Origin of the sequence: Rhizobium sp. SYY.PMSO (assembly GCF_046840415.1) — a bacterium.
In the GTDB taxonomy this organism is placed as follows: domain Bacteria; phylum Pseudomonadota; class Alphaproteobacteria; order Rhizobiales; family Rhizobiaceae; genus Rhizobium.
Genome location: NZ_CP177350.1, coordinates 1,323,483 through 1,345,068, shown reverse-complemented (window position 1 = coordinate 1,345,068; position 21,586 = coordinate 1,323,483). Strand labels below are relative to the sequence as shown.

At 62.9% G+C, this 21,586-nt stretch carries 17 protein-coding genes; 11 read left to right on the top strand and 6 right to left on the bottom strand.

The genetic code is table 11. From position 1 onward, the window contains the following. Positions 1–62: 62 nt before the first annotated feature. Positions 63–923 carry a MurR/RpiR family transcriptional regulator gene (locus ACJJVH_RS24480; protein WP_112798303.1) on the bottom strand — a complete coding sequence of 287 codons (861 nt, stop codon included), beginning with the start codon at positions 921–923 and terminating at the stop codon, positions 63–65. Positions 924–1,161: 238 nt separating this feature from the next. On the opposite strand from ACJJVH_RS24480, the gene murA reads away from it, so the two are divergent. The 11 genes from murA to ACJJVH_RS24425 all read left to right on the top strand — a co-directional run bounded on the left by murA (position 1,162) and on the right by ACJJVH_RS24425 (position 15,332). Next, positions 1,162–2,418, top strand: coding sequence for a UDP-N-acetylglucosamine 1-carboxyvinyltransferase (murA, locus tag ACJJVH_RS24475; RefSeq protein WP_412065397.1), 1,257 nt, complete (start codon positions 1,162–1,164; stop codon positions 2,416–2,418). Continuing rightward, positions 2,415–3,305: an N-acetylglucosamine kinase gene (locus tag ACJJVH_RS24470; protein ID WP_113357654.1), complete on the top strand. Its 891-nt coding sequence runs from the start codon at positions 2,415–2,417 to the stop codon at positions 3,303–3,305. Before murA ends, ACJJVH_RS24470 begins: the two co-directional genes overlap by 4 nt. A 270-nt stretch (positions 3,306–3,575) precedes the next feature. Then, entirely contained in the window at positions 3,576–4,499 is a 924-nt protein-coding gene (gene murQ, locus ACJJVH_RS24465) for an N-acetylmuramic acid 6-phosphate etherase (RefSeq protein ID WP_113357653.1), read from the top strand. 82 nt (positions 4,500–4,581) lie between these two features. After that, positions 4,582–6,102 carry an ABC transporter substrate-binding protein gene (locus ACJJVH_RS24460; protein WP_412065396.1) on the top strand — a complete coding sequence of 507 codons (1,521 nt, stop codon included), beginning with the start codon at positions 4,582–4,584 and terminating at the stop codon, positions 6,100–6,102. Between the two features lie 27 nt (positions 6,103–6,129). Next, positions 6,130–7,089 (top strand): ABC transporter permease, encoded by a 960-nt coding sequence (locus ACJJVH_RS24455; protein WP_412065395.1) that lies wholly within the window; start codon positions 6,130–6,132, stop codon positions 7,087–7,089. Beyond that, positions 7,089–7,928, top strand: coding sequence for an ABC transporter permease (locus tag ACJJVH_RS24450; RefSeq protein WP_112798291.1), 840 nt, complete (start codon positions 7,089–7,091; stop codon positions 7,926–7,928). Before ACJJVH_RS24455 ends, ACJJVH_RS24450 begins: the two co-directional genes overlap by 1 nt. Further along, entirely contained in the window at positions 7,925–9,664 is a 1,740-nt protein-coding gene (locus tag ACJJVH_RS24445) for a dipeptide ABC transporter ATP-binding protein (protein ID WP_412065394.1), read from the top strand. The genes ACJJVH_RS24450 and ACJJVH_RS24445 overlap by 4 nt, the downstream gene beginning before the upstream one ends. Before the next feature lie 36 nt (positions 9,665–9,700). Then, on the top strand, positions 9,701–10,702 hold the full coding sequence (locus ACJJVH_RS24440) for a serine hydrolase domain-containing protein (protein ID WP_412065393.1): 1,002 nt from the start codon (positions 9,701–9,703) through the stop codon (positions 10,700–10,702). A 10-nt stretch (positions 10,703–10,712) separates the two neighbouring features. After that, positions 10,713–11,828, top strand: coding sequence for an anhydro-N-acetylmuramic acid kinase (locus ACJJVH_RS24435; RefSeq protein ID WP_112798286.1), 1,116 nt, complete (start codon positions 10,713–10,715; stop codon positions 11,826–11,828). A gap of 107 nt (positions 11,829–11,935) precedes the next feature. After that, on the top strand, positions 11,936–12,886 hold the full coding sequence (locus tag ACJJVH_RS24430) for a lytic transglycosylase domain-containing protein (protein WP_412065392.1): 951 nt from the start codon (positions 11,936–11,938) through the stop codon (positions 12,884–12,886). Between the two features lie 175 nt (positions 12,887–13,061). Further along, positions 13,062–15,332 (top strand): FdhF/YdeP family oxidoreductase, encoded by a 2,271-nt coding sequence (locus ACJJVH_RS24425; protein ID WP_412066215.1) that lies wholly within the window; start codon positions 13,062–13,064, stop codon positions 15,330–15,332. Between the two features lie 102 nt (positions 15,333–15,434). Here the strand turns inward: ACJJVH_RS24425 and ACJJVH_RS24420 are convergent, their stop codons facing one another. The 5 genes from ACJJVH_RS24420 to ACJJVH_RS24400 form a co-directional block, all read right to left on the bottom strand. Continuing rightward, a complete protein-coding gene (locus ACJJVH_RS24420) occupies positions 15,435–16,508 on the bottom strand; it encodes a sn-glycerol-3-phosphate ABC transporter ATP-binding protein UgpC (RefSeq protein WP_112798283.1) in 1,074 nt (357 codons plus the stop codon). Between the two features lies 1 nt (position 16,509). Continuing rightward, positions 16,510–18,441 (bottom strand): glycoside hydrolase family 127 protein, encoded by a 1,932-nt coding sequence (locus ACJJVH_RS24415; RefSeq protein WP_412065391.1) that lies wholly within the window; start codon positions 18,439–18,441, stop codon positions 16,510–16,512. A 25-nt stretch (positions 18,442–18,466) separates the two neighbouring features. Then, positions 18,467–19,330 (bottom strand): carbohydrate ABC transporter permease, encoded by an 864-nt coding sequence (locus tag ACJJVH_RS24410; RefSeq protein WP_112798279.1) that lies wholly within the window; start codon positions 19,328–19,330, stop codon positions 18,467–18,469. Then, a complete protein-coding gene (locus tag ACJJVH_RS24405; protein ID WP_112798277.1) occupies positions 19,327–20,244 on the bottom strand; it encodes a carbohydrate ABC transporter permease in 918 nt (305 codons plus the stop codon). Before ACJJVH_RS24405 ends, ACJJVH_RS24410 begins: the two co-directional genes overlap by 4 nt. A 66-nt stretch (positions 20,245–20,310) precedes the next feature. After that, the gene (locus ACJJVH_RS24400) at positions 20,311–21,549 is read right to left on the bottom strand and encodes an ABC transporter substrate-binding protein (protein ID WP_412065390.1); all 1,239 of its coding nucleotides are present in this window, start codon (positions 21,547–21,549) and stop codon (positions 20,311–20,313) included. Positions 21,550–21,586 lie beyond the last annotated feature (37 nt).

Here is a 21,586-nt window from a genome sequence, read left to right as displayed (position 1 = left end):
CCGTCGTACAGGGCGGCCATCGTCACGGTTTGGTTACCGGATGCCGGCCCTCCGGCTTGCCTCTATGAAAGGCGCTTGGCCTTCAGCACGGAAACGGCCGTTTCGCTGTTATGGACATAATCGTTGGCATCGGGTTGGCGCTGCACCAGCAGGATAAACAGCAGGTCGGTCAGCATCAGTTGCGCGTCGCGAGCAGTGATCGCCGACGAGCGGACGCGATCTTCGTCGCCGACGGTATGAAGACGGATATCGGCGACACGGGCAAGCGGATTGTCCTGCAGGCCGGTGACGGCGATGACGGTCGCCTGGCGCTGGCTCGCGAGCTCCGCGATCCGCAGCGTTTCAATGCTGGTGCCGGAATAGGACAGAGCAAAGAGCAGGTCGTCCGGTCCCAAGGTCGATGCGTTGGCCATCTGCACATGGCTGTCGCTGTCGTGCAGGACATTGCGGCCAAGCTTCATCAGCTTGTAGGAAAAGTCGCGTGCGACCAGCGACGAGGCGCCGACCCCGGCCAGATGGATGCGCCTGGCGTCGTGAAGGGCTTCGAGCGCCTTTTCGATATCGCCTTCGTTGTTCACCGATATGGTCTGTTGCATGGCCTGCAACTTGCTGCCCAGCAGTTTCTGCAGGATTGTCAGATAGCTGTCGCCCACTTCGATCGTGCCGTGGATCATCCCGACCGGCGCCGGCCACTCCTGGGCCTTCGCCTCGCTGACGGCAAGCTTCAGTTCCTGATAGCCGGCATAGCCGAGCTTCTGGCTGAACTTGACGACGCTCGACTGGCTGCGTCCGGTTTCCACCGCCAACGCCGCCGAGGACAGGCGCAGCATCTGGTCCGGGTTATCGATGATGAACTGCCCGATCTGACGATCGGCGGGTGCCATGGTGTCGAGCTGAGCGCTGATTTTTCTTAAGATAGACATTGGTCCTTTCAGGGATCCTTCGAGGTCGCCGAGGCCGGTTCACGCATGGATATGAGCGCATCCAAAATAACATCCGGTTCAAGGTCGGCAACCTCGCCCCCGTGCGGAGCGACATTATCACAGCAAATTGGAATAAAAAATTCCAAATTCCGTTGACAGGATGGAATGGCCGATTAGTCTTCGGAAACAGCCTAGGGCGTCCTGGTGATCCTGCCCTTTTCATCGACGGATTTTCTTCATGGACAGACTTCGCATCTCCGGCGGCAGACGGTTGCAGGGCGCAGTGACCATCGCCGGCGCCAAGAACGCCGCATTGCCGCAGATCGCGGCAGCCCTATTGAGCCCGTTTCCGCTGGAGCTGACGAACCTGCCCTCGGTCAGCGATGTCGAGAACATGCTGGGCGTCATCGCCCTTCATGGCGCGACGATCACCCGCGGGGCGCACGGCACGACGATCGATGCGGGCGATATCGTCTCGAAGGAGACCTCTTACGATACTGTCAGGCGCATGCGTGCGACCGTTCTGGTGCTCGCGCCGCTGCTGGCCCGTTTCGGCCATGCGCGTGTTTCGCTTCCCGGCGGCTGCGCCATCGGCGCGCGGCCGGTCGATATGCACATCAAGGCGCTGGCGAGCCTGGGCGCCGATATCGCGATCGAAAGCGGCCTGATCGTCGCTTCGGCCTCGAACGGGCTTAAGGGCGGTCGGATCGTGCTGAGTTCGCCATCCGTCGGCGCGACGGAAACGGCCATGATGGCCGCCTGCACGGCCAAGGGCGAAACCGAGATCCTCAATGCCGCCCGCGAGCCGGAAGTTGCCGATCTGGCGGCTTGCCTCGGTGCCATGGGGGCGCGGATCGAAGGGGCGGGGACGCATCGTATTCTCATCGACGGCGAGACCGCCTGGCGTCCTGCCAGGCATCACGGCATTCCCGACCGCATCGAGGCCGGCACCTATGCGGTGGCGGCCGCGATCACCGGCGGACAGCTCGAGCTCATTCATGCCCGCCTGGAAAATCTCGCTTCGGTCGTGCAGGCGCTGGAAGCCATGGGGGTCAGCGTCTGGCCGAGCGATCGCGGCCTTGTGGTTTCGCGAGACGGCCCGCTGAAGGGCGCCGATCTCACCACCGAACCCTATCCCGGCTTTCCGACGGACCTGCAGGCGCAATTCATGGCGCTGGCCTGCTGCGCCGAAGGCGCTTCGCTGATCCGCGAGACGGTCTTCGAAAACCGGTTCATGCATGTGCCGGAACTGATGCGGCTGGGCGCCAACGTCACGCTGCAGGGCACGACGGCGCTGGTTCGCGGCGGTGCGCCGCTCAAGGGCGCGCAGGTGATGGCAACGGATCTGCGCGCGTCCGTTTCGCTGGTGCTGGCCGCGCTGGTGTCGAAAGGCGAAACGATCGTCAACCGCGTCTATCATCTCGACCGCGGCTACGAGCAGCTGGATCGCAAATTGCGTCTCTGCGGCGCCGATATCGAACGGCTGACGTCATGAGTTCATCATCGCAAGACGCCGCTTATTTCCTGGGCATCGATGGCGGCGGCACCGGTTGCCGGGCGCGCATCGAGGATGCGGAAGGCACGGTTCTGGGACAGGGATTGTCCGGGCCGGCAACGACCCGGCTCGGGATCGCCGAAGCATGGGCATCGATCGCGCGGGCCTTCGACGCCGCCATCGAGGAGGCGGAGCTGAGCGCTGGCGATCTTGGCCGCATCCATGCCGGCGTCGGATTGGCGGGGATCGGCCGCAAGGGCGCGCTTGCCGCGCTCAGGGCGATAGAACATCCCTTTGCCAGCATCGATTTCATCAGCGACGGCGAGGGCGCATGCCTCGGCGCACATTCCGGCCGCGACGGTGCCATCGTCATCGCCGGCACCGGCTCCATCGGGCTCGGCCTTGTCGAAGGGCGGCAATTGCGTGTCGGCGGCTACGGGTTTCCGATTTCGGACGAGGGCAGCGGCGCCTATCTCGGCCTGAAGGCCGTGCAGCTTGCATTGCGTGCCCATGATGGCCGCGAACAGAACACGGCATTGCTGGCCGAGATCATGCAGCGCTTCCAGAGCGAGCCGATGGAGGCCGTTGCCTGGATGGATCGCGCTTCGGCCACGGATTACGCGACGCTTGCGCCCATGGTGCTTCGCCACGCCGACCAGGGCGATGCCGTCGCGCGACGGATCGTACAGAGTGCGGCAGGCCACATCGATACGCTGGTTCGCACCCTGTTCGAGAAGGGCGCGCCGCGCGTCTGCCTGCTCGGCGGTCTCGCAAGCCCGCTCGAGCCGTGGCTTTCGCCCGACGTTCGCCGCCGCTTGAAACCCGTCGACGGCGATGCGGTGTCCGGTGCGATCATTCTGGCAAGAAGGGCTGTCGGCGCAGACTGACGGCAAAATCGGAGCCGCCGACCGATCACGGGCAGCATGGAATATTTTATTCCTTATAGGATTGACGATAGGAATAAACGGACATACTGTTAACCAAGGTAAACAGGGAATGGACGGGGAACGAAGCCGCAAAGGCCATCCTGCGTCCCGGGCGGCTTTGGTCGTCCGTCTTGCTGAAAACCAATCTTTGCTGCGGTGCGCCCGATGTCAAAATGATCGAGCTCGCCACTTTGACCTATTGATATCGAAGCGTTATTCGCGAGCAGGCCCATGACAGAGCAGAAGTTGATATCCGAGCTGGAGCAATTGGTTTCCGAGGGCCGCAATCCGAATACGATGCATATCGACCTGCTGCCGACCTTCGATATCCTGCGGGAAATCAATTACGAGGATCAGACGGTGCCGCTCGCCGTCGAGAAGGTGATCCCGGCCATTGCCGCTGCCGTCAACCAGGTCGTCGCCGCCTTTCAGAAGGGTGGCCGGCTGATCTACATGGGCGCTGGAACCAGCGGCCGGCTTGGCGTGCTCGATGCGTCCGAATGCCCGCCGACCTTCAGCGTGCCGCCGGACATGGTCATCGGCCTGATTGCCGGCGGCCCGGACGCGCTGCGCCGCTCGATCGAAGGTGCGGAGGACGATCCGGAGCAGGGACGCCAGGCGCTGGAGGGCATCAATCTGACCGATGCCGACGTCGTCGTCGGCATCGCCGTCAGCGGCCGCACGCCTTATGTCATCGGCGGCTTGAACTATGCCAAAAGTGTCGGCGCCTTTACGGTCGCGCTGTCCTGCAATCCGAATTCCATCATAGCAGGCATTGCCGATCTGGCGATTTCGCCGGTTGTCGGCCCCGAAATCCTGACGGGATCGACCCGCCTGAAATCCGGTACGGCGCAGAAACTCATTCTCAACATGCTGACGACGGCGAGCATGATCCGCATTGGCAAGAGCTATCAGAACCTGATGGTCGATGTGAGCGCGAGCAACAAGAAGCTGGTGGCGCGTGCCTCACGCATCGTCATGCAGGCGACCGGCTGCACGCCGCAGGAGGCCCGGCGCGTGCTCGATCTGACGGGAAACGACGTCAAGCTTGCCATTCTCATGGAAATTACCGGGATGGATATTGAAGAAGCCCGCGTGGCATTGCAAAACGCTGATGGATTCCTGCGCAAGGCCATCAACGCCAGAACCGCCTGAGACAATCATCGCGGCGTGCCGCGACAGCAATCAATGGGCCAAAATCGGCCGGGGACATTTAAAAAAATTCGGAGGACCGGGAATGAAGGGCAATTTTGGAAAGAGGATGATTTCGGGAGCGGCGCTGGCTGTGGGGCTTGGTCTGGCGGCCGTTGCGATGCCGGTCGAGGCCGCGACGCTGCGCATGGCGTGGTCGCAGGACGCGACCGGCCTTGACCCGCACAAGCAGACGGCCTTCTCCTCCATCCGGCTGCTGGAATTGATCTACGAGCCGCTCGTTCGCCTCGACGGCAATTTGCAGATCGTGCCCGGCGTCGCCGAAAGCTGGCAGTTTTCGCCCGACGGCAAGCAGTTGACATTCAAGCTCAACGCCAAGGCAAAGTTCCAGAACGGCGCGCCCGTGACCTCGGCCGACGTCAAGGCCTCCTTCCAGCGCATTCTGGATCAGGCGACGGCCGCCGTCGCCCGCGCCAATTTCCTGTCGATTGCCAGCATCGATACGCCCGATGCCGGCACCGTGGTCTTCAACCTGTCGCAGCCCGACGTTCCGCTTCTGACGGCAATGACGAGCCTCAATGCCGCGATCGTTCCGGCAAGCGAAATCACCGCCGGCACGATCGGCACGAAGGCGATCGGCTCCGGCCCGTTCAAGCTTGACAGCTGGGTTCCGAATTCCAAGGAAATGCTGAGCGCCAACAAGGACTGGGCCGGCGGCCCTGTCGGTGTCGATGGCATCGACATCAGCGTTCTGCCCGACGAGACCGCGATCCTGGCGTCGCTGCGCACCGGCCAGATCGATTTCGCGCTGCTGAACGATCCGCTCGTGGCGACGCTGGTGCCGAAGGAGCCGAAGCTGCAGCTCACCCGCACGCCGGTTCTGTCCTATAACGTCCTGCAGCTCAATCCCTCGCGCAAGCCGATGGATCAGCTGGCCGTGCGTCAGGCGATCTCCTGCGCCATCGATCGCAAGGATGTGCTCGATACCGCCGCTCTCGGCGAAGGCAAGGTGACGGGGCCGCTGACGATGCCGCTCTACGCTACCGATCCGAGCCAGCTTTTCTGCTATACGCGCGATGTGGCCAAGGCGAAGACGCTGATGGCCGATGCCGGCTTTGCCAACGGCTTTTCGGCGACCGTGATTGCCGCAACCGGCGAGCCGCCGACCGCAACGGCCGAAGCGCAGGTCATCCAGTCGCAGCTCGCCGAAATCGGCATCAAGCTCGATATCAAGGTGATGGAACTGAACGTCTACGTCGATACCTGGCTGAAGGGCAATTTCGACATGGCGGTGGCGCTCAACGGCGGCAGTGCCGATCCCTATTCGATGTATAATCGCTATTGGACGAAGACCGGCAACCTCCAGAAGGTCGCCAACTACATCGACGATACGCTCGACAGCCTGATGCAGCAGGGCCGCGCCGAAACCGATCCGGCCAAGCGCAAGGCGATCTTTGCCGAATTCGAGAAGCATCTCGCCGAGGTTTCGCCCTGGATCTGGCTCTACACGGCCTATGGCTATACGGCCGAACAGAAGAACGTCGAGGGCTTCGTGCCGACGCCGACCGGCTCGCTGTTCGGCCTCGCCAAAGTCTCGATCAAGTGACGGCAATCGAGACCTAGAGGACATGCAATGGCATACCTGACGCGCCGGCTGATGATATTCCCGCTGATCATGCTGGGTGTGTCCATCTTCGTCTTCGTTGCCATCCGGCTGGTGCCCGGCGATGCGATCACGGCGATGCTCGGAACGAATGCGGGCCTGCTGACGCCAGAGCAGCGGCAGACTCTTTCGGCTTATTTCGGCATCGACCAGTCCTGGTTTACGCAATACTGGCATTGGCTGTTCGGCGTTTTGCAGGGCAATCTCGGCATATCCGTCACCTACGGCAAGCCGGTGCTCGACATCATTCTCGAACGTTTTCCGCTGACGCTGGAGCTTGCTCTGCTTTCGATGGTGATCGCGCTCGTCATCGGATTGCCGGCGGGCGTATTTGCCGCCACGCGAAACGAAAAACTGTCCGATCTTGCCGTGCGCATCGTCGCCATGATCGGACAGTCCACCCCGAACTTCGTGCTCGGGCTACTGTTGATCTATGCCCTGTCGGCCGGTTTCGGCGTCCTGCCGACCATGGGCGCCTTTACGCCCCTTTGGCAGAACCCGCTCGAAAATCTCGGCCAGATGATCCTGCCGGCGCTGACGCTGGGTTTTGCTTTTGCTGCCTCCGTGACGCGTGTCGTGCGCTCCGCCATGCTCGATGTCTTGAGCGACGATTATGTCCGCACGGCCCGCAGCCGCGGCGTGCCGGCACGCGGCGTCATCTGGCGGCATGCCCTGCCGAATGCGCTGATCCCGGTGGTGACGCTCAGCGGCGTCGAGTTCGGCTACTTGCTGGGCGGCGCCGTGCTGGTCGAGCAGATCTACGCGTTGCCGGGATTGGGCCGCATGGTGCTGGATGCCATCCTCCAGCGCGACTATGCGCTGGTGCAGGGCAGCGTTTTGTTCATTGCCTTCAATTTCATGGTCGTCAACCTGCTCGTCGATCTCGCCTATGTCGCGCTCGATCCGCGCATCCGCCTGGGAGAGAGCTGATGCGGATCGTCAGGGCTATTTTCGGACATATGAGCGGCCGGATCGGCGGCGTCATCGTCCTCATCTATATTCTCCTTGCCGTTCTCGGTACGCTCGGCGTGACGCCGCACGATCCGCTGACGCAGAACCGGATCGATCGTCTCCACGCCCCAAGCCTCACCTACTGGATGGGAACGGATCTTTTCGGCCGCGATGTCGCGAGCCGGCTGATGCAGGGTATCGGCGAATCGTTCACCGTCGCCTTCCTGTCGGTGGCCGTCGCAAGCCTGATCGGCACCGTGCTCGGCTTGACCGCGGCCTGGTCGGGCAAACGCTGGGACGGCGTGATCATGCGCGCGATGGACGTGCTGCTCGCCTTCCCGGCGATCCTGCTGGCACTGCTGATCATCGCCATCGTCGGGCCCGGAACATGGACCAGCGTCGCTGCGATCGCGATCGTCTATACGCCGATCTTTACGCGGATCGTGCGCGGTCCGGCGCTGTCGTTGAAGGGCCGCGATTTCGTCGATGCCGCCCGTACCTTCGGCAGCAGCCGGTCCTACATCCTGACGCGGCATCTCCTGCTCAATCTCGTCGCGCCGCTGACCGTGCAGGTGACGCTGGCGCTCGCCTGGTCGCTGCTGACGGAAGCGGGCTTGAGCTTTCTCGGCTTGGGAACCCAGCCGCCGGCCTCGTCGCTCGGGTTGATGCTGAGCGACAGCCGCAACCTCATGGAAACGGCACCCTGGCTGCTGATCTTTCCCGGCGTCACCATCATGATCTCCATTCTCGGCTTCAACCTGCTTGGCGATGCCCTGCGCGATATTCTCGACCCGAAGATGCGGAGGTCCACAATATGACGCCGCTCCTGTCGGTCTCCGATCTGCGTGTCGGCTTCGGACGAAATCCCGATGCCAATCCCATCGTCCGCGGGATCAGCTTCGATCTCGATGCCGGCGAAACGCTGGCGATCGTCGGCGAGAGCGGCTCGGGCAAATCGGTCACGGCGCTTTCGATCAATCGCCTCGTCGATTTCGGTGGCGGCCGCATTACCGGCGGGTCGATCCGCCTGAAGCGCGCCGACAACAGCGTTCTCGACCTGACCGCGGCAAGCGAGGCGGAGCTGACGAAGATCCGCGGTGCGGAAATCGGCATGATTTTCCAGGAGCCGATGACCTCCCTCAACCCGGTTCTGACCATCGGCACGCAGATCGAGGAATCCTTTCGGCTGCATCGCGGACTGACGGGAAGCCAGGCGAAGGCGGCGGCCAAGGATGCGCTGGATCGCGTGCGCATTCCCGATGCGGCGCGACGGCTGACCTATTGCCCGAACCAGCTTTCCGGCGGCATGCTGCAGCGTGTGATGATCGCGACGGCGCTTGCCTGCAATCCGCGTCTTCTGATCGCCGACGAGCCGACGACGGCGCTCGACGTCACCGTGCAGGCGCAGATCATGGCGCTGCTTGCCGAGTTGAAGCGCGAGACTGGCATGTCGATGATCTTCATCACCCACGATATCGGCCTCGTCGCCGGCATCGCCGACAAGGTGATGGTGATGCAGGCCGGTGAGGCGGTCGAGCAGGGCGAACTCAACCAGATCCTCGATCATCCCGCGCACCCCTATACCCGGCATCTGCTGCATTCGGTTCCGCATTTTGCGTCGGGGCAGGCTGCACGCACCGATTTCCAGCGCGACGAGGCATCATCCGGGCCGGCGCTGACAGTGGAGGGCCTGACGGTCCGCTTCCCGGTGAAGGGTGGTTTCCTGCAGCGGTCGACCGGCGCCGTGCACGCGGTCGAAGGCGTCGGTTTCGACCTGATGCCCGGCGAAACGCTGGCGATCGTCGGCGAAAGCGGCTCGGGCAAGTCCACCACAGCAAGGGCAATCCTCGGACTCGTCAAGTCGACCCGCGGCACCTTGACCGCCGGAGGCGGCAAGGCGGCCGGTCGCGGCAGCGCCGTGCAGATGGTCTTCCAGAATCCCTACGCCTCGCTCAATCCGCGCCTTCGCGTCGACAGCATCCTTGCCGAACCGGTGATCGCGTCGGGCGCGCGGGTTTCTGCCGAAACACGCGCGCGCATGCTCACGCTGCTGAAGCGCGTGGGGCTGCCGGAAAATGCGCTGGAGCGCTATCCGCACGAGTTTTCCGGCGGTCAACGCCAGCGGCTGTGCATCGCGCGCGCCCTGATGCTGAACCCGTCGGTGCTGGTGCTCGATGAGGCGGTTTCGGCGCTCGACGTCTCCGTCCAGGCGCAGGTTCTGAGCCTGCTGATCGAACTTCAGCGCGAATACGGGCTTGCCTATCTGTTTATCTCGCATGACATGGCTGTCGTGGAGCGCATCGCCCATCGCATAGCCGTAATCTATGCCGGGCAGATCGTCGAAATCGGTGATGCCGCCTCCGTCTTGTCGGAGCCCCGGCATTCCTATACCAGGCGGTTAATCGCGGCGGTTCCGACGGTTGCGCGGCGCAAGGAGAATTTCACGCTCGACACGCGCCAGGTTCCGTCCTTGGTGCGTCCGCCGGGCTTCGAGCCGATCACGCCCGAGTGGCGGCGTTTCGCGCCGGACCACATCGCTCTCGCGGAAGCCTGAGCATCGCGAAGAGCCGAGATGGAAGCAGGGGGAAGCATGCAGTTTGAGGAGCGTTTCGATCGGGCCTTTGCGCCGCTTGAGCAATCGGTCGCCACGGCTCGCATTCCCGGCGGCGTGCTTGGCATGGTCGATCTCGACGGCAACCGGCAGGTCCGCGCCATCGGTTCGGCGCAGAAAGTGCCCGATGTCAGGCCGATGCTGGTCGATACCTGGTTCGATCTCGCCTCGCTGACGAAAGTCATTTTCACCACGCCGCGCATTCTGGCCCTGGCGGAAGCCGGTACGATCGATCTCGACGCGCCGCTGACCGTGCTTCTGCCCGATCTGCGCCAATACAGCGCCGAAGCCTGGGAGCGGAAGGTGACGTTTCGCCAGTGCCTCGGACATCAGACGCCGTTCCCGGCGGTCGAGCCGATCTACACCTATGGCCGCGATCCGGAGCTTTTGCGCGCCTTCATCCTGCAGCGCGAATGGCGCGCCGGCCCGCCGGTCTATTCCGACATCAACTTCATTCTCCTCGGCTTCGCGCTGGAGCGGCTGGCCGGGCAGACCATTCGCGCCATGGACCCGGGGCCGGGTTTTGCCTTTTCCGCTTTGCCGGAACTCGCCGCCGCGACGGAGGATTGCACCTGGCGGCACCGCATCCTGTCGGGCGAGGTCCATGACGACAATTGCTCCGCGTTGCAGGGAGCCGGGCATGCCGGCCTGTTCGGAACGGCGGCCGCGATCCTCGACTTCGCAAAAGGGCTGCTGGATGGCAGCGGCGCGTCGGCGCGATCGATCGCCCTGATGCGCGAACCGCTTTCGGCGACGCGCACGCATGGCTGGGAGCGGCCTTACGAGGGCTGGTCCGGCGGTTCATCATGCCCGCCCGGAACCATCGGCCATACTGGCTTCACCGGCACGGCACTCTGGATCGATTTCGACAAGGGCAGGGCCTGGACATTGCTTACCAACCGCATTCATCCGACACGCCACTTCGACAGCGGCATACTGGCGCTTCGTCAAACGGTCGGCGATCTCGTCAACGCAGCATAGGAGCCTGACCATGCAACCAATCTGGGCAGTCGGTCTGATGACGGGAACCGTCCTCGACGGCAATATCGATGTCGCCATGCTGAAGACGGATGGCGAGCGCATCGAGGAATTCGGCCCCTATGTTCTCGCTCCCTATCCCGACTGGATCCGCAGGCTGCTGGAAGAAACCCTGGCTCGGGCGCGCGTATGGAATTTCGAAGGCCCCGAGCCGGCAATCTTCAAGGAGGCGGAAGAGGCCCTGACGCGAGCGCAATCCGAGGCGGTGAGGGAGCTGGTCGAAAGCAACGGCATGACGATGGCCGACATCGGCGTCGTCGGTTTCCATGGCCAGACCGTGCTGCATCGCGCGCCGCAGAAGGGGCGGCTGGGCCAGACGCGCCAGCTGGGGGATGGCGAACTGATGCGCTCCATCCTCGGCACGAAAGTCGCTTATGATTTCCGTTCGGCCGACATGCGTGCCGGCGGGCAGGGCGCGCCGCTTGCGGCTGCCTATCATACCGCGCTGCTGCGCGGCGCGGGCGCTGCGGGCGAAGCTGCCATCCTCAATCTCGGCGGCGTTGCCAACATTACCTGGTGGGACGGAGAGGGCAATTTCGTCGCCTTCGACACCGGCCCGGCCAATGCGCCGCTGAACGATTTCATCAAATCGCACGGACTCGGCGAGATGGACCGTGACGGTGCGCTCGGGCGCGCCGGCAAGGTCGACGAGGCTCGGCTCGAAAAGCTGCTGCAGCATCCTTATCTCAGCGCGCCCTATCCGAAGTCGCTCGATCGGTTCGACTTCGGCGCCTCCATGGCGGATGGCCTTGGCCCGGAAGATGGTGCCGCGACGCTTTCGGCCTTTACGGCAAGTGCCGTCGGCAAGGCGCTGGACCTTCTGCCGCGCAGACCCACCAAGGTCGTCGTCAGCGGCGGCGGCCGGCACAACCCGACGATCATGGCGATGCTGCAAAGCCGGGCCGGTGTCGAGCCGATCTTTGCCGAAGATCTCGGCTGGCGCGGCGATGCGGTGGAGGCGGAGTGTTTTGCGTTCCTTGCCGTGCGCGTTCTGCGCGGTCTGCCGATCAGCTTCCCCGGCACGACGGGGGCGCCGGCGCCGATGCGCGGCGGCCGGCTGGCAGAATAGCGGCCAGCGAAGCTGCGGTATCGCGCAGAGGTTTTCGCCGTCATTCATCGATGCTATGAAGAGGCCGCGAATTTGCGATCGGTTGATCTCGGACGGATATCGCTTCGATGGCAGGCAGGCATTATCGGGCAGGCTTCGTCGGCATCATTGCCGCCTTTATGATTGCGTGCGCCATCGGGCTTTCAGCGTTTCGTCCGGCAATCGCGCAGCCGGAATGGAGCGTCGCGCCGCCGGCCTGCGTCTCCGGACCGGTGACGACGGAGACGGGCGAGACGCTCTGCCTGCGCAAGGACAGCTACAACCGCGATCTCTGTACGGCTATCGAATATTTCGCCGGCGCCAACCACTTGCCGCCGGATTATCTGGCGCGGCTGGTCTGGCGCGAAAGCCTGTTTCGCTCCGATGCGGTCAGCCCCAAGGGCGCGCGCGGCATCGCGCAGTTCATGCCGGGAACGGCCAGGCTGCGTGGCGTCCGCGACAGTTACGATGCGCTGGAAGCACTCGGCAAGGCGGCGACCTATCTCGACGAACTGCGCGATCGCTTCGGCAATCTCGGACTGGCCGCCGCTGCCTATAATGCCGGCGAGGCGGGTCTTGCCAACTTTCTGAACTCCGGCGCGCTTCCCTATGAGACGCGCAATTATGTGAGCGCGATCACCGCCCACAGCGTCGAGGAATGGCGCGACGATCCGCCCGATATTGCCGCTCCCGTGCTGGAAAAGGGCAAGCCCTTCGTCGATTCCTGCGTTGCGCTCGCCCAGAGCCGCCGCCTGAAGCCCACCGCTCTCGAGCAGGAGCGGCCCTGGGCGCCGTGGGGCGCGCAACTGGCCGAGCATTTCCAGCTGGATGCCGCGCGGCGCCTGTTCGCCGCGAACATAAGAAAATTGCCGTCTCCGCTGAACGCGGAAAAACCTTTGATCGTGCGTCAGCGCAATGCCGATTTCGGCCGCCGGATCCGCTATGCGGCGCGCATAGGGCGGCAAACGCGGGAAGAGGCGGACGCGGTTTGCACGCAGGTTCGCCAGCAGGGCGGCTCCTGCCTGGTCTTCAAGAATTAGATGTCTGCAATTCGCAACAGCCGGGATGGAAGGCCACGTCCATGGCTTTGTCTTATATGGCCGGTACTTGATCTTCCGCTGACGGTTTGTGCTTTACATCCCTGATGTCACAAGCTTATTCCTTACGGACCCGGCCTTTGGGAGGAAGCCGTTCGGGTAGCCAAAGGAGCGTATGATGGCGCAGAAGCGCGAAGTCCCCGGTATCCGTCCCTACAACAGCCCGGCCGGCGGCTGGGGCGCGTTGAAAGCCACTGCCAATGCGGTGCGTGAGCAGATGGACATCACCGAAGCGCCCGGCCTTCTCCTGCGCACCAACAAGCCCGCCGGCTTCGATTGCCCCGGCTGCGCATGGCCCGACAAGGAGCATACCTCCACCTTTCAATTCTGCGAGAACGGTGCCAAGGCCGTTACCTGGGAAGCGACCAACAAGCGCGTGACGCCGGAGTTCTTCGCCGAGCACACGGTCAGCGAGCTTCTGAGCTGGAGCGATTACGATCTCGAAAACGCCGGCCGACTGACTCATCCGATGGTCTACGATCACGCGTCCGATACCTATAGGCCGATTGCCTGGGAGGATGCCTTTGCCCGTATCGGCGAGGTCATGCGCAGCATGCCGGACCCGGATATGGTCGAATTCTATACCTCTGGCCGGGCCTCCAACGAGGCGGCTTTCCTTTTCCAGATTTTTGCGCGCGAGTACGGCACCAACAATTTCCCCGATTGTTCGAACATGTGCCATGAGGCGACGAGCGTCGGCCTGCCGCAATCGATCGGCATCGGAAAGGGCACGGTTTCCCTCGACGATTTCGATGAATGCGACCTGATCATCTCCATGGGACACAATCCCGGCACCAATCATCCGCGCATGATGGGCACGCTGCACGAATGCTCGCGCCGCGGCGTGCCGATCATCGTATTCAATCCGTTGAAGGAACGGGCGCTGGAGCGCTTTGCCGATCCGCAAAGCCCGATTGAAATGGCAACCTTCAGCTCGACGCGGATCGCCTCCTCCTATTATCAGGTCAAGATCGGCGGCGATGCCGCAGCGCTCAAAGGCATCATGAAGGCGGTTCTGGCGCTCGCCGAAACCTCGGACGACGTTCTCGACCGCGCTTTCATCGCCGAACATACAACGGGCTTTGATGCGCTCGTTGCCGATCTCGATCAGACGGAATGGGCGGACATCGAGCGGGTGTCGGGTCTTGCCCGCGCCGATCTGGAACGGGTTGCCGCCATCTATGCGAAATCGAAGGCGACCATCGTCGCCTACGGCATGGGCATCACGCAACACGCCAGGGGAACGGCCAATGTGCAGCAGATCGCCAATCTGTTGCTGCTGCGCGGCAATTTCGGCAAGCCGGGCGCCGGCATCTGCCCGCTGCGCGGCCATTCCAACGTGCAGGGCAATCGCACGGTCGGGATTACGGAGAAGCCGACGCCGGCGCTGATCGAGGGTATCGAACGGGCCTTCGGTTTCACGTCGCCGGCCCACCATGGTCACGATGCCGTCGCCGCCATGCAGGCGATGGCGGAAGGCCGTTCCAGGGTGCTGCTTTGCCTCGGCGGCAATTTCTCGATCGCGCTTCCCGATCCGGAGTTGTGCGCCGAAGGCATGCGCAGGCTCGATCTCGCCGTCCACATGAACACCAAGCTCAATCGCTCCAATCTGCTGATCGGCAAGGAATCCTTCCTGTTCCCCGTGCTTGGCCGGACCGAGCAGGACATTCAGGCGACCGGCGCGCAATCGGTGACGATCGAGGATTCGATGTCGATGGTGCATGCGTCGCGCGGCAGGCTGAAGCCCGCTTCCGATCAGTTGCGCTCCGAGCCGGCCATCGTTGCCGCCATGGCGCAGGCCGCGCTGCCGGATAGCAAGGTCGCCTGGATGGACCTCGTCACCGATTACGATCTGATCCGTGACAAGATCGAAATCGTTTATCCGGATTTCGCCGGCTACAACGAGCGCATCCGCGTGCCGGGAGGCTTCCGCCTGCCGATCGGGCCGACGGAGCGCGTCTGGAAGACGCCCACCGGCAAGGCTGAATTCAAGCTGTTTTCCGGCCTCAACGAGGACATTTCTCTGTCCGACCCCAATATTCTGAAACTTGCGACCATCCGCAGCCACGATCAGTACAACACGACGATCTACGGCCTCGACGACCGCTATCGCGGCGTATTCGGCCGTCGTGACGTGCTGTTCATGAATGACAGGGATCTGAAGGCGAAGGGCCTGGAGCATGGCGATCTCGTCGAGATCGAGACGGCACTTCCGTCAGGCGTCCGGCGATTGCTGAAGCTGACCGCGATTTCATACGATATCTCGCAGGGTTCGGTTGCCGCCTATTATCCGGAGGCAAATTGCCTGATCCCGATCGATTATCAGGACAAGGAAAGCGGTACGCCCTCTTATAAATCCATTCCGGTGCGCATCAGCAAGGCGGCATGATTTTTCATGCAGGCATCCAGCCATCGGTCGGTATCCTGATGGCCGGATGCGGGCATAGCGGCGGGGTCGTGGAAAGCTTGCGGCCGGTCGTATGGAGGGGGTCTAGCGCAGCCTTTCTCCCTGCTTGTCGAAATAGCGGCGACGTTCCGGCGGGCAGTGCAGATGAAGCGTATCGCCGCGCTCGATCTCCGGCCCGTCGCGATATTCTGCGATGAGGGACTGGCCGTCCTCGGTCTGACAATAGAGATAGCGCGTGCCGCCCAGATATTCGGTGACGTCGACCTTGACCCGCAAGGCGTCGTCCGCCCCGGACGCGACGACGAAATGCTCGGGGCGCATGCCGAGCAGGATCTTGTCGCCGGCTGATGGCGCGTGCCGGGCAAGATCGACCTTGACACTGCCGTTGCCGACGTTCGCTAACCCGTCGCCAGACCATATGGCTTCGATCATGTTCATCCGCGGCGAGCCGATGAAGCCGGCGACGAAGCTGTTGGCCGGGTCTTCGTAAACTTCGCGCGGGCTGCCGACCTGTTCGATCCTGCCGTCCCTCAGAACGACGATCTTGTCGGCGAGCGTCATGGCCTCGGTCTGGTCGTGGGTCACGTAGATCATCGTGTTGCCGAGCTCGCGGTGAAGCCGGGCAATCTCGATGCGCATGGAAACGCGCAGTTCGGCATCGAGATTGGAGAGCGGTTCGTCGAAGAGAAAGACGTCCGGCTCGCGAACGATGGCGCGGCCGATAGCGACGCGCTGGCGTTGCCCGCCAGAGAGCTGTCCCGGCCGGCGGTCCAGCAGATGGTCGATCTTGAGAATGGCGGCGGCGGAGCGCACGCGCCTTTCGATCTCGGACGCATCGGTTCGCGCCATTTTCAGCCCGAAGCCGAGATTGTCGCGAACGCTCATGTGCGGATAGAGCGCGTAGGACTGGAAGACCATGGCGATCCCGCGCTCGGACGGGTCGAGATCGGTCACGTCGCGGCCTTTGATGGCAATTTCGCCATCGCTGACTTCCTCCAGCCCGGCGATCATGCGCAGCAGCGTGGATTTGCCGCAGCCGGACGGGCCGACGAAGACGACAAAAGCGCCCTCCGCTATATCGAGATCGATGCCGTGAATGACCTCCAGCCCGCCGAAGCTCTTGCGGACGCCGGTGAGGCGCATGCCGTTCTTGCCCATGTCAGTCTCCGAGCTGCATCCGGTCGGCGCGGAGCCAGACCAGCATTTCGCCCGGTTCGCGATTGTCCCAGAGGTGATAGGGCACGAAACGGGCGGTGGAGGCAGCGCTTTTCGGCGGAGTCGTCCGATAAAGATCGGCGCCCCAGTCGGCCGCGTCGCGCATGACGGGAACATCGAGCGCTACGGCGCCTTCCAGCTCGGCAATCTCCGCCGTACCTGCGGATGCCGGATCGCCGGCGAGCGAAATGCCGTTGAGATCGCCGCCATTGTCCGTGGTCTCGACGCAATAGACGAGGGGACCGCGCATCAGGGCGGCGCGCCCGGCATCCTGGCGCACTTTCGGATTGGCAAACAGGGTGCGCGGGATCAGCGGCAGGGTGAGGTTTACGGTGTCGCCTGCCTGCCATTGCCGCTCGATACGAGCGTAGCCATCGACAACGATCGTCGAGAGGTCGACCGGCGTGCCGTTGATGGCGAGCGTGGCGTCGTCGGCCCATGCGGGAATGCGCAGGGACAATGCAAATTCGGCGTTGCGATCGGGATTGACCTCGAAGCGGATCGCGCCGTCCCAGGGATAGCGGGTTTGTTGCGCAACCTCGACGGTCACGCCACCCGCCAGCGGAACGCGGGCCTTGCTTTCGCCGTAGAGGTGGACGGCGATCTCGTTGTCGGCGGCCGCATACATGTAGGAACCGACGGAGGCGAGCAGGCGGGCGATGTTGGGTGGGCAGCAGGGGCAATGATGCCAGGTCCAGCGGTGATGCTTGCCGGCGCTCTCCAGCGGATTTTCGTAGAAGAAGGTCTTGCCGTCCTGCGACAGCCCCGCCATGGCGCCGTTGTAGAGCGCTACTTCCATGATGTCTGCGTAGCGGCGGTTCGGCCCGCGGCCGAGCATGCGGTTGGCCCAGAAAACCAGCCCGACGGAGGCGCAGGTTTCGGCATAGGCGCTTTCGTTCGGCAGGTCGTAATAGTCGGTAAAGCCCTCGTTCGCAGCGGCGGGTCCGATACCGCCGGTCACATACATCTGCTTGGTCGTCAGATCGTCCCACAGCGTCTCGAGCGCGGAAGTCAAAGTGTCGTCGTTGTACTCGGTGGCGATATCGGCCATGCCGGAATAGAGATACATCGCGCGCACGGCATGGCCGACCACCTTGGTCTGTTCGCGCACGGGCAGATGCGACTGGCTGTATTCGTAGGTCTTCTGTACGAAGTTTTCCGGATCGCGGCCGTCGCGAAGCGCTTCCTCGGTGAAGAAATGCGGCTCGCGGCCACGCTCGTCGATGAAGTATTTGGCAAGGTCGAGATATTTCTTCTCAGCCGTGACGCGGGCGAGCTTGACGAGCGCGAGTTCCACTTCCTCATGGCCGCAATAGCCGCGCAACTGCCCTTCGCCATGGCCGAAGACGGTGATCATGTAGTCGGCGAAGCGGCTCATGATGTCGAGCAGCTTGCGCTTGCCCGTCGCCTGGTAATAGGCGACAGCCGCCTCGATCAGATGGCCGGCGCAATAAAGCTCGTGATGATCGCGCAGGTTGGTCCAACGGCGGCCGGGCTGGACGCGCTGAAACCAGGCGTTCAGATAGCCGTCTTCCTGCTGCAGTTTCTCGTACATATCGATGATGGCATCCGCACGCGCCTCCAGTTCCGGATTGGGGCGGCGATAAAGCGAATAGGCGATGGTCTCGATCGATTTGCCAAGATCGCTGTCCCAGAACATCTGCGTGGAGCCCGACCAGGTCTGCAGCGGAATGACGATGCCGGGGCTCGGCTGGCTGACGTCGATCGCCTGGATCATGCCGGCCTCGACGCAGCGGTCGAGCAGGGTCGCCGCCGTCGAATTGCAGATTGCATCCTGCCGGGAACCGAAGAGCCCGGCGAGCTCGACATTGGGAACGGGCAAGGGGCGAAACTGGCGGTTTTGCTTGTCAGACATGTCTTTGATCCGTTTGTTCGAAGGGTCATTTCACCGCGCCGGCCATCAGCCCGCGCATGTAGTAGCGTTGCAGAAGAAGGAAGACGATGACGCAGGGGATGGTCATGACGGCGATGCCGGCCTGGACCGCGCCCCAGTTGACGGCGCCGAGGCGACCGGTCCTGACGGCGATCATCAGCACCGGCAGGGTGAACTTCTCGTTGCTCGACAGCAGCACCAGTGCCGCCAGGAACTCGTTCCATGCATTGAGGAAGGCGAAGATCGCAACCGTCGCGACCCCCGGCAGCACCAATGGAAAGAGAACGCGAAAGAGCAGCCTGAGATCGCGCGCGCCGTCGATGCGCGCAGCCTCCTCGATCTCCTTCGGCACGGCGTCGAAGGCGTTGCGCATCATGAAGACCGAAAAGGGAAGCTGCAGCGTCACGTAGACGAGCGTGAGGCCGGTCAGCGAATTGTTGAGGCCCAGCTTCGCCAGGATGATGAAGAGCGGCGTCAGGATCGACTGAAAGGGGATCATCAGCGTCGCGATGATCAGGATGAAGAGGGCGCCCTTGAAGCGAAAGCGATAGCGCGAGAAGCCGTAGCCGGCGAGCAGGCTGACGACGACGGTCAACACCACCGTGGCGACCGAGACGAAGAGCGAGTTCAGCGTATGCCGCACGACGCCGGCCCCGAAGCCATCGAGCGCGCGATAGGCATCGAAGCTGAAACCGGTCGTCGGCCAGGGCGGCAGCGGCGGAAGGCTCGCCTCGGTTCCATGCCGGAACGACGACAGCAAGGCGATCGCGAACGGTGCGAAAAAGAAGATGACGATGACGACGCCGATGCCGTGAAAGCCGATGCCGCCCCAGAGCTTGCGCCGTGCGCGGCGCTCCTTTGCGCTCGTCATGGCCGGTCCTCCCCGACGCGCAACAGCCAGAGCTGAACGATGCTGATCAGCACGAGGATGACGAGCAGCGCGATCGAGAGCGCTGCGCCGTAGCCGAGATTGAAGGACACGAAGGACTGGTTGAAGATGTAGTAGACGACCGAAATCATGCGGTTCTGCGGGCCGCCGCTGGTCATGATGTAGAACTGGTCGAAGGCTAGCACCGAGCCCGTGATGGAGATGATCAGCGCAAGCGCGATCGTGCGGCGCATCAAGGGCAGGGTGAGATGCCGGAAGCGCTGCCAGCGCCTTGCGCCGTCGATGCGGGCGGCTTCCGTCAATTCGGAGGGGATCGCCTGCAGGCCGGTCAGCAGGATGATCATGGTAAAGCCGGCGATCTTCCAGACGACCATGACGATGATGGTCGCGAAAGCCATGTCGAAATCGGCAAGCAGGTTGGGTCTTTTGTCGACCAGGCCGAGCGCCAGCGCCACCGGCGCGAAGAAGCCGCTGTCGACATTGGCAAGCCAGACCCAAAGCAGCGAGGCCGTTGCAAGCCCGACGACAACAGGAAGGAAGATGATCGTTCTGTAAAAGCCGACGAACGGTCGTTGCTTCTCGACATACAGGGCGAGCGGGAAGGCGACGGCGAAGATCGCGATGGTCACGATGACGGTATAGTAGGCGGTAAAGCGCAGCGCCGCCATGAAGCGCATGTCGGAAAACATGCGTATATAGTTGCCGAAGCCGATCCAGCGCGGGTTGCCGAGCAGCGGCCAGTTGTGAAAGCTCATCCAGACGGTGAACAGAACCGGCAGAACGAAGAAAACGATGACGAGCGCCATGGCCGGCGCGATGTAGAGAAACCCGTGCCAGCCGGCACGCCTGCGACGTTTTCGAGGACGCGCGGTTGCGATAGCTCCAGGGCCAGCCATGGAATGCTCCCGATATTGCGATTGAGGAACCGGGAAGCGTAAGGCTTCCCGGCGTTCAAGGATCGACTATTGCTGCGCGTTGTCGATGATCGACTGCATCTCCGACTGCGCATTGGCGAAGGCGGCATCGACATCGCTTCCGAAGATGGCCGCGTTGGTAAAGCCCGCCCAGGGACCGTTGGCGCTGTTGATCAGGTCATTGAACTGCAGCGTGTAGGGTGTCTTGGCGATCGAGATCGCCTTCAGCCCGACCTGCATGCGCGGGTTCAGACCCTGAAGGACCTGCTCGGCGATATCGCCGCGCGTCGGCAGGCTGCCGTACTTCGCCATGATCTTCTGTCCTTCGAGCGAATAGGTGTATTCGAGGAACTTCTTCACGGCCTCCAGCTTCTTCGTGCCCTTGGAGATGACGAAATTGTCGCCGCCGGCAAAGGAAGACGGCTTGCCGTCGACGCCCGGGATCAGCGTGACGCCGAAATGGATGTCGGGATATTGCGTGATCAGCGTGCCGATCGAGAAGGCGCCGATGCTCTGCTGGCCGATCTTGCCATTGCTGATGCTGAGGAAATTGGCGCCGGTATCGCTTGCCGCGCCTGCCGGGACGAGATCCTTCTTGACCATGTCACGGTAGAAGCCGACCGCCTTGCGCATCTGCGGGGTATCGAGCGTCGCGGTCTTGCCGTCGGCCGAGAGAATGTCGGCGCCCGCGCCCCAAACCAGCGGCGTGAAGGTGAAGATCATGCAGCCGCCGCAACCACCGCCGGAGAAGTAAAACCCGTAGGTGTCGCCGCCGAGCGCGCGGATCTTTTCGGCATTGTGCTCGATCTCTTCCCAGGTAGTCGGGGCTTTTTCGGGATCGAGTCCGGCCTTTTTGTAGAGATCCTTGTTCCAGGCGAAGACCGATGTCTCGACGGAAAGAGGCAGGCCGTAGATGTGGCCGTCATAGGTGCCGAGCTTCACATGCGAGGGCGACAGGGAATTGAAATAGGGCAGGCTCTTTGCCCAGTCCGTCAGGTCCTCAAGTTGCCCGGCGGCGGCAAAGGCGGGCGTGTAGATGAGGTCCATCGACAGGGCGTCGGGGGCCTGTCCGCCGGCAATCGCCGTCGCATATTTCTGCACGAGTTCGGCAAAGGGCACTTCCGTCAGCGTCACCTTGTCGTCGTGCCCGGCATTATAGGCCTCGACGACCTTCTTGAAGGAATCGCCGATGCCGCTGCGCACCCACATGGAGATGTCTTCAGCGGACGCACCGGAAGCAAGCATTAAAGATATGAGGCCGGTCGCGGCCAGAAATCGCTTCATCATCTTCTCCTCCCATGGGGCCACTCCCATCAGCCCCTTT

Coding starts and splice junctions, on each gene's coding strand:
- ACJJVH_RS24430 (WP_412065392.1), top strand. CDS start 11,936: ATGGCAGGCAGGCATTATCGGGCAGGCTTCGTCGGCATCATTGCCGCC.
- ACJJVH_RS24415 (WP_412065391.1), bottom strand. CDS start 18,441: ATGTCTGACAAGCAAAACCGCCAGTTTCGCCCCTTGCCCGTTCCCAAT.
- murA (WP_412065397.1), top strand. CDS start 1,162: ATGGACAGACTTCGCATCTCCGGCGGCAGACGGTTGCAGGGCGCAGTG.
- murQ (WP_113357653.1), top strand. CDS start 3,576: ATGACAGAGCAGAAGTTGATATCCGAGCTGGAGCAATTGGTTTCCGAG.
- ACJJVH_RS24405 (WP_112798277.1), bottom strand. CDS start 20,244: ATGGCTGGCCCTGGAGCTATCGCAACCGCGCGTCCTCGAAAACGTCGC.
- ACJJVH_RS24400 (WP_412065390.1), bottom strand. CDS start 21,549: ATGATGAAGCGATTTCTGGCCGCGACCGGCCTCATATCTTTAATGCTT.
- ACJJVH_RS24445 (WP_412065394.1), top strand. CDS start 7,925: ATGACGCCGCTCCTGTCGGTCTCCGATCTGCGTGTCGGCTTCGGACGA.
- ACJJVH_RS24455 (WP_412065395.1), top strand. CDS start 6,130: ATGGCATACCTGACGCGCCGGCTGATGATATTCCCGCTGATCATGCTG.
- ACJJVH_RS24450 (WP_112798291.1), top strand. CDS start 7,089: ATGCGGATCGTCAGGGCTATTTTCGGACATATGAGCGGCCGGATCGGC.
- ACJJVH_RS24460 (WP_412065396.1), top strand. CDS start 4,582: ATGAAGGGCAATTTTGGAAAGAGGATGATTTCGGGAGCGGCGCTGGCT.
- ACJJVH_RS24480 (WP_112798303.1), bottom strand. CDS start 923: ATGTCTATCTTAAGAAAAATCAGCGCTCAGCTCGACACCATGGCACCC.
- ACJJVH_RS24410 (WP_112798279.1), bottom strand. CDS start 19,330: ATGACGAGCGCAAAGGAGCGCCGCGCACGGCGCAAGCTCTGGGGCGGC.
- ACJJVH_RS24425 (WP_412066215.1), top strand. CDS start 13,062: ATGGCGCAGAAGCGCGAAGTCCCCGGTATCCGTCCCTACAACAGCCCG.
- ACJJVH_RS24470 (WP_113357654.1), top strand. CDS start 2,415: ATGAGTTCATCATCGCAAGACGCCGCTTATTTCCTGGGCATCGATGGC.
- ACJJVH_RS24420 (WP_112798283.1), bottom strand. CDS start 16,508: ATGGGCAAGAACGGCATGCGCCTCACCGGCGTCCGCAAGAGCTTCGGC.
- ACJJVH_RS24440 (WP_412065393.1), top strand. CDS start 9,701: ATGCAGTTTGAGGAGCGTTTCGATCGGGCCTTTGCGCCGCTTGAGCAA.
- ACJJVH_RS24435 (WP_112798286.1), top strand. CDS start 10,713: ATGCAACCAATCTGGGCAGTCGGTCTGATGACGGGAACCGTCCTCGAC.